Source organism: Streptomyces sp. NPDC007346 (assembly GCF_040703535.1).
In the GTDB taxonomy this organism is placed as follows: domain Bacteria; phylum Actinomycetota; class Actinomycetes; order Streptomycetales; family Streptomycetaceae; genus Streptomyces.
In genome coordinates this window covers 16,796-27,017 of sequence record NZ_JBEYKR010000098.1, presented here as the reverse complement: position 1 = coordinate 27,017, position 10,222 = coordinate 16,796, and the positions used below count along the sequence as shown (strand labels likewise).

General features: G+C 73.7%; 9 protein-coding genes and 1 pseudogene. 3 read left to right on the top strand and 7 right to left on the bottom strand.

All coding sequences use genetic code 11. From position 1 onward, the window contains the following. Positions 1 to 314 (top strand): annotated as a pseudogene (locus tag AB0917_RS23345) (hypothetical protein); the annotation flags it as partial. 26 nt (positions 315 to 340) lie between these two features. Here the strand turns inward: AB0917_RS23345 and AB0917_RS23340 are convergent. The 3 genes from AB0917_RS23340 to AB0917_RS23330 all read right to left on the bottom strand — a co-directional run bounded on the left by AB0917_RS23340 (position 341) and on the right by AB0917_RS23330 (position 2,579). Next, positions 341 to 646: an AzlD domain-containing protein gene (locus AB0917_RS23340; protein WP_366821562.1), complete on the bottom strand. Its 306-nt coding sequence runs from the start codon at positions 644 to 646 to the stop codon at positions 341 to 343. Continuing rightward, complete coding sequence (locus AB0917_RS23335; RefSeq protein WP_366821561.1) at positions 643 to 1,485, bottom strand: AzlC family ABC transporter permease; 843 nt, start codon at positions 1,483 to 1,485, stop codon at positions 643 to 645. The genes AB0917_RS23340 and AB0917_RS23335 overlap by 4 nt, the downstream gene beginning before the upstream one ends. 236 nt (positions 1,486 to 1,721) lie before the next feature. Then, entirely contained in the window at positions 1,722 to 2,579 is an 858-nt protein-coding gene (locus tag AB0917_RS23330) for an AraC family transcriptional regulator (RefSeq protein ID WP_366821560.1), read from the bottom strand. 102 nt (positions 2,580 to 2,681) lie between these two features. Here AB0917_RS23330 and AB0917_RS23325 point away from each other — a divergent pair, with 102 nt between their 5' ends. Both AB0917_RS23325 and AB0917_RS23320 read left to right on the top strand, forming a co-directional pair. Next, positions 2,682 to 7,385: a DEAD/DEAH box helicase gene (locus tag AB0917_RS23325; RefSeq protein ID WP_366821559.1), complete on the top strand. Its 4,704-nt coding sequence runs from the start codon at positions 2,682 to 2,684 to the stop codon at positions 7,383 to 7,385. Positions 7,386 to 7,410: 25 nt separating this feature from the next. After that, a complete protein-coding gene (locus tag AB0917_RS23320) occupies positions 7,411 to 8,283 on the top strand; it encodes a DNA-formamidopyrimidine glycosylase family protein (protein WP_366821558.1) in 873 nt (290 codons plus the stop codon). Positions 8,284 to 8,294: 11 nt separating this feature from the next. On the opposite strand, the gene AB0917_RS23315 is transcribed toward AB0917_RS23320, so the two are convergent. The 4 genes from AB0917_RS23315 to AB0917_RS23300 all read right to left on the bottom strand — a co-directional run bounded on the left by AB0917_RS23315 (position 8,295) and on the right by AB0917_RS23300 (position 10,159). Beyond that, positions 8,295 to 8,654 carry a hypothetical protein gene (locus AB0917_RS23315; protein ID WP_366821557.1) on the bottom strand — a complete coding sequence of 120 codons (360 nt, stop codon included), beginning with the start codon at positions 8,652 to 8,654 and terminating at the stop codon, positions 8,295 to 8,297. Between the two features lie 191 nt (positions 8,655 to 8,845). Further along, complete coding sequence (locus AB0917_RS23310) at positions 8,846 to 9,022, bottom strand: CsbD family protein (RefSeq protein ID WP_366821563.1); 177 nt, start codon at positions 9,020 to 9,022, stop codon at positions 8,846 to 8,848. 36 nt (positions 9,023 to 9,058) lie between these two features. Then, entirely contained in the window at positions 9,059 to 9,529 is a 471-nt protein-coding gene (locus tag AB0917_RS23305) for a DNA starvation/stationary phase protection protein (protein WP_366821556.1), read from the bottom strand. Positions 9,530 to 9,775: 246 nt separating this feature from the next. Beyond that, positions 9,776 to 10,159, bottom strand: coding sequence for a helix-turn-helix transcriptional regulator (locus tag AB0917_RS23300; protein ID WP_003965837.1), 384 nt, complete (start codon positions 10,157 to 10,159; stop codon positions 9,776 to 9,778). Between the last annotated feature and the right edge of the window lie 63 nt (positions 10,160 to 10,222).

Sequence of the window (10,222 nt, the reverse complement as noted above, 5' to 3'; positions counted from 1 at the left end):
CGACCATTTCAGCGCCAGATAAAAGCTCCACGTTGTTCACCTCTAAAACGCCAGAATACCGTCCAGGCAGGACGGGCGGCGAGCACCACTTCCCGCACGACTACGCCCGTACGCCCGGGTCGCTGGCCCGCCGCTGGTTCACCGACGAGGAGCTGGAGCGCTCGCTCGGCCATCTGGCGGCCGAGCAGCAGGAGGACGGCGGCTGGCCGGTGACCTGGCGGCAGTGGGCGCCGGGGACCGCTCTGGAGGGCAGGCCCCTGGTGACGCTCAGGGCCCTGGAGACGCTACGGGCCTACGGCCGCCCGCTCGGCTGACCGGACGGACGGCGCGGCCCCGGCCCTCACCCCAGTGCGCGAACGCCCGCCGTGACCACCACGGCCGCGCCGACGACCACCAGGAAGGGGGCGCGCAGGACCAGCGCGAGCGCCGCGGCGGCGAGCCCGGCGGTCCGGGCGTCGAGGACGAGCTGCTGCCCGTCGCCGAAGGTCTGCTGTGCGGTGAGGGCCGCCAGCAGCGCCACCGGCAGCAGGGTCGCCAGCCGCCGCACGAGCGGTCGCTCCAGCGCGCCCGCGGGGACCAGCAGGCCCGCGTACTTGGCGAGGTAGCAGCCCGCCGCGGTCAGTCCGATGGCTATCCAGACGTTCACGAGTCCCGCCCGCCCTTCTTCTTCGTCATCCGCTGATCCGTCTCCCCCCGCGCCGCCATGCCGCCCTTTGTGCCGGGCCCCCGCTTGCGCCGCCCCATCAGGAAGAGGACGACGGGTGCCGCGAGCGCGGACAGCAGGACCGGCACGCCGGCCGGCAGGACGGGCAGCAGAGTCAGGGCCAGCAGCACCGCGAGACCGGCGGTGACACGTTCCGTGGTGCTCTTGAGCATCGGGGCGAGCAGTGCGAGGAAGACGGCCGGACTGGCCGCGTCCAGGCCCCAGGCCTCGGTGTCACCCAGCGCCTCGGCCCCCATCGCACCCACCAGGGTGGTGAGGTTCCACAGCACGTAGAGGGTGAGCCCGGTGACCGTGAAGCCGAGGCGCGCGGACCGCCGGTCGGGCTGGGCCACGGTGACCGCGGTCGTCTCGTCGATCACCCAGTGGGCGGCGAAGGGACGTGCCACGCGCGGAAGGGCCAGGAGCTGCGAGAGCCGCAATCCGTAGAAGGCGTTGCGGACGCCCAGGAAGAACGCTCCGGCCGCCGCCGTGTACGGGTTGCCGCCGGCGGCCAACGCGCCGACCAGGGCGAACTGCGAGGCGCCGGTGAAGACGAAGAGGCTCAGGGCGCAGATCTGGAGCAGGCTGAGCCCGGAGCCGGCCGCGGTGACGCCGAAGGCGAAGCCGGAGAGCCCGACGGCGATGCCGACGGCGAGTGCGTCCCGGACCACGGCGGCGTCCGGCCTGCCCGGTCGGGCGTCGGGCGCCGCCGGGCCGGGCGGCCCGGCGGATATGGCACCGGTCGCGCCGGTGCTCTCTGGGGGTGCTGTCTGTTCTGCCACGTGCCGCACGTTACGGGGACGGTCGAGGTCCGGTCTTGTACGTTCTTGCGCGTTCGCATCGCCCCTGGGAGTCGGCCTCGGAACACGTCGCCCCCAGAAGCCGCCTCCGGAACACGTCGCCCCTTAAAGCCGCCTTCTGCGCGCGTCGTCTCCAGAAGTGGCCCTCGGGACACATCGCCCCTGGGACCGCCTCCTACGCGCGTCGTCTCCAGAAGCGGCCCCCGGAACACGTCGCCCTAGGACACGTCCCGTCCGCGCCGGTACACGCCGCGCTCGCGCTGGTACGCGCCCGGTGGGACCCCCACGATCCGGGTGAAGTGCCGGTTGAGGTGCGGCTGGTCCGTGAAGCCGACGGCGGCCGCGGCCTCGGCCGGGGCGATGCCCGCGTCCAGCAGCCGGCGGGCCCGCCGCACCCGGGCGTCGGTGAGCCAGGTGTGCGGCGGCATCCCGTACTCCTTCTTGAAGGCCCTCAGCAACGCGAACGGGCTGGTGCCCAGCTCCGCGGCGAGCCTCTCCAGGGTGGGCGGCGCCTCCATCCGCCCCTCCAGCGCGAGGCGGGCGCGTTCGGCGTCCCGCGCGCCCCCGGCCCGGGGCCTCACGCCGGGGAGCGAGCTGCCGTGCCGGGTGAGCAGGCGGACGACCAGGACCCGCAGCAGGCTGTCGGCGGCCAGCGCGTTGCCCTCCTCCGCGGCCCGGTGCACCTGGGTGATCAGCCGGGCGGCGTACGGGTCGGTCACGCGGGTCTCGTCGAACCCCACCGTGCCGCGCAGGGGCATGACGTCGGCCGCGATGTCGTTGATCACCTGGGCGGAGGGGTAGAGCGTGTCGTACACCCAGCCCTCGGGCCGGCCGGGGCGGGCGGTGTGCGGCACCTCCGGGTTGATCATCACGACGGTGCCGGGGATCGCCTGCACCGTGCCGCCCGGCAGCCCCACGTCCTCCACGCCCCGGGTGACCGCGCCGAACACGTACCCCTCGTGGCTGTGGCGGGGGAAGGTGTGGCGGACGTAGCGGGCGTGCAGCAGGTCGAGGCCGGGCAGCTCCGCGTATGTCCAGTGCCGCGCCCACTCCTTCGCCCGGTCCGATCCCGCCATGACCGCATTCTCGCAGGTCCCGGTCGCGCGACGCAGGGTGAGGCTCCGGTGCCGGGCGGTGTCGCGGGCCCGTTGTCAGTGGCGGGGTGCACGATGGGGGACATGACCGGCTCCGCTCTCGACGCCTTCTCCCCCGCGACCCGCAGCTGGTTCGCCGGTGCCTTCAGCGCGCCCACCACCGCGCAGGAAGGTGCCTGGCGGGCCATCGGCGAGGGCAGTGACGTGCTGGTGGTCGCGCCGACCGGTTCCGGCAAGACGCTGGCCGCGTTCCTCGCCTCGCTGGACCGGCTGGCCGCCGGCCCGCCGCCCGCCGAGGCGAAGAAGCGCTGCCGCGTGCTGTACGTGTCCCCCCTCAAGGCGCTGGCGGTCGACGTGGAGCGGAATCTGCGCTCCCCGCTCACCGGCATCCGCCAGGAGTCGGTGCGCCTCGGTCTGCCGGAGCCGGAGGTGCGGGTGGGCATCCGGTCCGGTGACACCCCGCCCGCCGAGCGGCGCTCCATGGTGACCCGGCCGCCGGACATCCTGATCACCACGCCCGAATCGCTCTTCCTGATGCTCACGTCCTCCGCCCGGGACGCGCTCTCCGGCGTCGAGACGGTGATCCTCGACGAGGTGCACGCGGTCGCCGGTACGAAGCGCGGCGCCCACCTCGCCCTGTCCCTGGAGCGCCTGGACGAGCTGCTGCCCCGGCCCGCCCGCCGGATCGGGCTCTCCGCGACGGTCCGGCCGGTCGGGGAGGTGGCCCGCTTCCTCTCACCGCAGCGCAAGGTGGAGATCGTCCAGCCGCCGTCCACGAAGGAGTTCGACCTCTCGGTCGTCGTCCCGGTCGAGGACCTGGGCGAGCTGGGCGGTTCGCCCGCCACCGACGGGGACGCCGCCCAGGCGGAGAAGCCCTCGATCTGGCCGCATGTCGAGGAGCGCATCGCCGACCTCGTCCAGTCGCACCGCTCCACCATCGTCTTCGCCAACTCGCGCCGGCTGGCGGAGCGCCTGTGCAACCGGCTGAACGAGATCGCGTACGAACGGGCCACGGGCACCGCCTTCGACCCGGACAACCCCGCCCCCGACCTGCCGGAGATCGCCGCCCTGCCGGAGGCCCACGCCCCCGCGGAGATCATGGCCCAGTCCGGCGCGGCCCGGGGCGCCCCCGCCCTGCTGGCCCGCGCTCACCACGGTTCGGTCTCCAAGGAGCAGCGGGCCCAGGTGGAGGAGGACCTCAAGGCGGGGAGGCTGCCCGCCGTGGTGGCCACCTCCAGCCTGGAGCTGGGGATCGACATGGGCGCGGTCGACCTGGTGGTCCAGGTCGAGTCCCCGCCCTCCGTCGCCTCCGGCCTCCAGCGGGTGGGCCGGGCCGGGCACCAGGTCGGCGCGGTCTCCACCGGCGTCGTCTTCCCGAAGTACCGCGGCGACCTGGTGCAGGCCGCCGTCGTCACCGAGCGGATGCGGACCGGGGCGATCGAGGCGCTGCGCATCCCGTCCAATCCGCTGGACGTCCTGGCCCAGCAGCTGGTCGCCATGGTGGCGCTGGACAGCTGGCAGGCGGACGACCTGCTGGCCCTGGTCCGCCGGGCCGCCCCGTTCGCCTCGCTCCCCGAGTCGGCGTTCACGGCCGTGCTCGACATGCTCGCCGGACGCTACCCCTCCGACGCCTTCGCGGAGCTGCGCCCCCGGGTGGTGTGGGACCGGGTCGGCGGTACGGTCACGGGCCGCTCCGGCGCGCAGCGGCTCGCCGTCACCTCCGGCGGCACCATTCCCGACCGCGGCCTCTTCGGGGTCTTCCTGGCCGGCGCGGACCCGAAGAAGGGCGGCGGCCGGGTCGGCGAGCTGGACGAAGAGATGGTCTACGAGTCCCGGGTGGGCGACGTGTTCACCCTGGGCACCACGTCCTGGCGGATCGAGGACATCACCCGGGACCGGGTCCTCGTCTCCCCCGCCCCGGGGGTCCCGGGCCGGCTTCCGTTCTGGAAGGGCGACCAGCTGGGCCGCCCCCTGGAGCTCGGCCGCGCCCTGGGGGCGTTCCTCCGCGAGATCGGCGGGCTCTCCGAGGAGGACGCCCGGCTGCGGCTGCTCGCCGCCGGGCTGGATGCCTGGGCGGCGGACAACATCGTGGCCTACCTGGAAGAGCAGCGCCGGGCCTGCGGCCATGTCCCGGACGACCGGACGATCCTGGTGGAGCGGTTCCGGGACGAGCTGGGCGACTGGCGGGTCGTCGTGCACTCCCCCTTCGGCGCCCAGGTGCACGCCCCCTGGGCGCTCGCCCTCTCCGCCCGGCTCGGTGAGCGGTACGGGATGGACGCGCAGGTCATGCACGCCGACGACGGCATCGTGCTGCGGCTCCCCGACGCGGACATGATGGGCCTGGACCTGCTCGACTTCGACGCCCCGCCCACCACGGACGAGGGGAGCGGCGGACCGGCGCCGGGGGCCTTCTCGTACGACAGTGAGCAGCCGCCGGTCGGCGCCGCCGACGTCGTCTTCGACCAGGGCGAGGTGCAGCAGATCGTCACCGACCAGGTCGGTGGCTCGGCGCTGTTCGCCGCCCGCTTCCGCGAGTGCGCCGCCCGCGCCCTGCTGCTGCCCCGGCGCTCCCCCGGCAAGCGCACCCCGCTCTGGCAGCAGCGCCAGCGCGCCTCCCAGCTGCTCCAGGTGGCCTCCGAGTTCGGCTCGTTCCCGATCGTCCTGGAAGCCGTCCGCGAATGCCTCCAGGACGTCTTCGACGTCCCCGGGCTCACCGAACTGATGGGGGACCTGGAGGCGCGCCGGGTCCGCCTGGTCGAGGTCACCACCCAGGAACCCTCGCCCTTCGCCCGCTCCCTCCTCTTCGGTTACGTCGCCCAGTTCCTGTACGAGGGCGACTCACCGCTCGCCGAACGGCGGGCCGCAGCACTCTCCCTGGACTCCCACCTCCTGGCCGAGCTGCTGGGCCAGGCGGAGCTGCGCGAGCTGCTGGACCCCGAGGTCCTCACCGAGCTGGAGCGGGAGCTCCAGTGGCTCACCGAGGACCGCCGGATCAAGGACGTCGAAGGAGTCGCCGACCTGCTGCGTATGCTCGGCCCGCTCACCACCGCCGAGCTGGCCGAGCGGGGCGCCGATCCCTCCTGGGCGCCGGAGCTGGCCTCGGCCCGCCGGGCGATCCAGGTCCGGATCGCGGGGGCCGACCACTGGGCGGCGATCGAGGACGCGGGGAGGCTGCGCGACGCCCTGGGCACGGCGCTCCCGGTCGGTGTTCCCGAGGCGTTCACGGAGCCGGTGAAGGACCCCCTCGGCGATCTCCTCGGCCGCTTCGCCCGGACGCACGGCCCGTTCACCGCCGCACGGGCCGCCGAGCGGTTCGGGCTCGGCACCTCCGTCACGGACGGCGCGCTGCAACGGCTCGCCGCCTCCGGCAGGACCGTCCAGGGCGAGTTCCACCCGGCGGGCATCGGCCAGGAGTGGTGCGACGCCACGGTGCTGCGCCGGCTGCGCCGCCGTTCGCTGGCCGCGCTCCGCCAGGAGCTGGAGCCGGTGGAGCCCGCCGCGCTCGCCTCCTTCCTCCCCCAGTGGCAGCACTTCGGCTCCAACAGCCTGCGGGGCATCGACGGGCTGGCCCGTGCCGTCGAACAGCTCCAGGGGGCGCCCGTCCCCGCCTCGGCCCTGGAGAAGCTGATCCTGCCGAGCCGGGTCATGGGCTACACCCCGGCGATGCTCGACGAGCTGACGACGACGGGCGAGGTGATCTGGGCCGGTGCGGGAGCGCTGCCCGGCAAGGACGGCTGGCTCTCCCTCCACCCCGCCGACAGCGCGCCCCTGCTCCTGCCCGCCCCGCACCCGCTGGAGCTGTCGGCGCTCCACGAGTCCCTGCTCACCACCCTCTCCGGCGGCTACGGCCTGTTCTTCCGGCAGATCGCCGACCAGGTCCGGGCCACCACCCACCCGGACTGCTCCGACCAGCAGCTCGCCGACGCCCTCTGGGAGCTGGCCTGGTCGGGCCGGCTCACCAACGACACCCTCGCCCCGCTGCGCTCCCTGCTGGGCTCCGGGCGGACAGCGGGCTCCACCGCCCACCGCGCCCGGCGCAGCGTGCCCCGCGGCCGGTACGGCTCCCTCACCGCGGCCGCCCGGCCCGCCTCCCGCACCGGTCCCCCGACGGTCTCAGGCCGCTGGTCCCTGCTGCCCCCGCGCGAACCGGAACCGACCCATCGCGCCCACGCCCTGGCCCGCACCCTCCTCGACCGGCACGGTGTGGTGACCCGAGGCGCGGTGCAGGCCGAAGGGGTGGAGGGCGGCTTCTCCGCGACGTACCGCATCCTGGCCGCGTTCGAGGACAGCGGTCAGGCCCGGCGGGGCTATGTGGTGGAGGGCCTCGGCGCCGCCCAGTTCGCGATGGACGGTGCGGTGGACCGGCTGCGGGCGGCCGCCACGGCCCGCGACCGAAGGGACCCGGGCACCGTGCCCCAGGCCCTGGTGCTCGCCGCGGCCGACCCGGCCAACGCATACGGTGCCGCCCTGCCGTGGCCGGAGTCCCCGGACGGCGCGGGCCACAAACCGGGGCGGAAGGCGGGGGCACTGGTGGTCCTCGTGGACGGCGAGCTCACGCTGTACATGGAGCGGGGCGGCAAGTCCCTGCTCGCCTGGCCCTCCGACCCCGAGTCCCCCGCGCTGCCGGCCGCGGCCGAGGCCCTGGCCGCGTCCGCCCGCGCCGGTGCGCTCGGCACCGTGACGGTGGAGCGGACGAACGGGGTCTCCTCCCTCACCTCCCCGCTGGGCCGGGTCCTGGAGGCGGCCGGGTTCCTCGCCACCCCGAAGGGGCTGCGCCTGAGGGCCTGAGCCCCGGCAGGCCCATCATGGAGGTATGCCCGAAGGAGACACCGTCCTGCAGACCGCCGCCCGGCTGCACGCAGCGCTGGCGGGGCGGGTCCTGACCCACAGCGACCTGCGCGTCCCCCGGTTCGCCACCACCGACCTGAGCGGCCGCACCGTCCTCGACGTCACCGCACGCGGCAAGCACCTGCTGACCCGCGTCGAGGGCGGCCTGACCCTGCACAGCCACCTCCGGATGGACGGTGCCTGGCGGGTGTACGCACCGGGCGAGCGCTGGCGCGGCGGCCCAGGGCACCAGATCCGCGCGGTTCTGACCAACACCGACCACACCGCGGTCGGCTACCGGCTGCCCGTGCTCGAACTGCTGCGCACCAGCGAAGAGGGCAGGGCCGTGGGCCATCTCGGCCCGGACCTGCTGGGTCCGGACTGGGACCCGGCACTCGCCGTGGACCGGCTGCTCTCCGCGCCGGACCGCCCCCTCGGCGACGCGCTCCTGGACCAGCGCAACCTCGCGGGCATCGGCAATGTCTACAAGTGCGAGCTGTGTTTCCTGGCCCGCGTGACCCCCTGGCTCCCCGTGGGCGCCCTCCCCGACGGAACCCTCCCCCGGCTGGTCGCCCTGGCCCACCGCCTCCTCGACGCCAACCGGGACCGCCCCACCCGCACCACCACCCTCCGCGCCGAGCGCCGCCCCCGGCCGAGCACACCGGCCCCCGCGCTCGGCACAAGGCCGCTCCCGCCCCCTCGGGTGCAGGAGCCCCTCTACGTCTACGGCAGGGCCCGCCGCCCCTGTCTGCGCTGCGGCACCCCGATCCGGAAGATCGACCAGGAGGACCGGCCCACGTACTGGTGCCCGGCCTGCCAGTCGGGCCCGACACCCCAGGTGTACGGCCCCGCACCCTGATCGGCACTCCGTCAGGTGCGGCCGTACGGACGGCGGCGCCGCCACGCCCTCGTGATCCCCACCGCAAGCCGCCGCCCCGCCCACCGCTCCGCCCCGGTCGACCCCACCGACCCCCTTGGACCGCCAGAGCCGGCCTCCCCCACCGGCCCGCCAGAGCCGGCATCCGCCACCGGCCCCACCGACCCCACCGCCCGCCCCACTCCCCCCGAGCCCCCCGACGCCACATGGACGGGCAGCAGGCTCAGCCCCCAGCCGCCCGCCGCCACCGCGCCCTCCACCACACCGGCCTCCTCCGGCTGGAGCGCCAGCCGCAGCACCGCCCACCACCACAACCCGCCGAGGACCAGCGCCGGCACCCATCGCCGTCCCATCGCTGCCCTCCTGCGGCCGACGTCCTTTCGGGCAGTTTCCCCTGGCAGCCGCCCCGCTGCATCCAGAGCGCCCGCCCGACGGGCACCTGGCCCGAGACGCCAAAGTGCCCCCGCCGTGATCGGCGGGGGCACTCCGGGTGCTCAGGCGTCCGGAAGGGTCCGGTGCTCGGAGCGGGCAGCGGCGCGAGGCGCTACTTGTCGTTGTCGTTGCGCAGCGAGTCCGTGACGCCCTTCGCGCGGTCGCCGGCCTCGTCGACCTTGTCCTTGGCCGTGGCCTTGGTCTGGTCGGCCTTGCCCTCGGACTCCTTGCGGCGGTCGCCGGTCAGCTTGCCGACGGCCTCCTTGCCCTTGCCCTTGAGCTTGTCCATGGCGTTGTCACCAGTCACGATGTCGGTTCCTTCCGCTCAGGCACTTTCAGCCTGGAACATCCAGGCGTGCTTTTCGAGGTCTGCCGTCAGTGAGATCAGGATGTCCTGGGTGACGGGATCCGGCGCGTCGGTCACCTCGATGCGCTCACGCATCCGGTTGATGACCACGCCCAGGGCGTCCACGAGCGCCTTCACGGCGTCGGTGTCCTTGATCCAGCCGTCGGGGACGGACCGGATGGCGGTCTCCTTGGCAACGGTCGCGGAGCGTCCGTCCGGGTTGACCCCGATCGCAGAGGCACGCTCGGCGACCGTGTCGGAGTGCTGCCGGGCCGTGGCCACCACATCGTCGAGCTGGAGGTGGACGGACCGGAAACGCGGGCCGACCACGTTCCAGTGGATCTGCTTCGCCACGAGGGAGAGGTCGACCAGATCGACCAGCGCGCCTTGCAGCGCTTCTCCGACGAGCTTGAGATCGCTGTCGGACAGTGGGCTCTTCACCACAGACATGCACAACTCCCATCCGTCAGGCGTACTGCTGACCGTCGTCAGCCGATTCGCTGACCGTTTCGGTGCACCACCCACAATGGCACAAAGGAAACAAAACAGTCATGTTGGCCTCAACCTCCGTCTGCCCGCTTCCTCACGCCTCACACACGAAAAGCCCTCACACACGAAAAGCCGAGCGCACGCGAAAGTCCCGGCCGGCCCCGAGGGGCCGACCGGGACTCCGGTCGAGCACTGTGCCGCGCGTACTCAGGCGGCGACGACGTCCACCGCTTCCGCGGGCGCCTTGATGGTCACCCGTCCCGACGGCACACCTGCGACCGACGAAACGGAGACGGAATTGAGCATGGGACGAACCGGTACAGGGACCGGATCGCTGGCAGCTGCCGACTCGGCCAGCTCAGCGAGCGAGAGCTCGTCGCTCACTTCACGCATGAGCTCGGACATCCGTACGTCAAGCGCGTCGCAAATAGCGGAGAGCAGCTCGGAGGATGCCTCCTTCTGCCCCCGCTCCACCTCGGACAGATAACCGAGCGAGACCCGGGCGGACGAGGAGACTTCGCGCAGAGTACGGCCTTGGCGCTGGCGCTGCCGACGCAGCACGTCACCCAGCAGGCGACGGAGCAGAATCATCGGTGGCTCCCTCCTCGGACCGCGTAGCCGCATCCTTCACGCCCTACCGTACCGCCTTGTGCT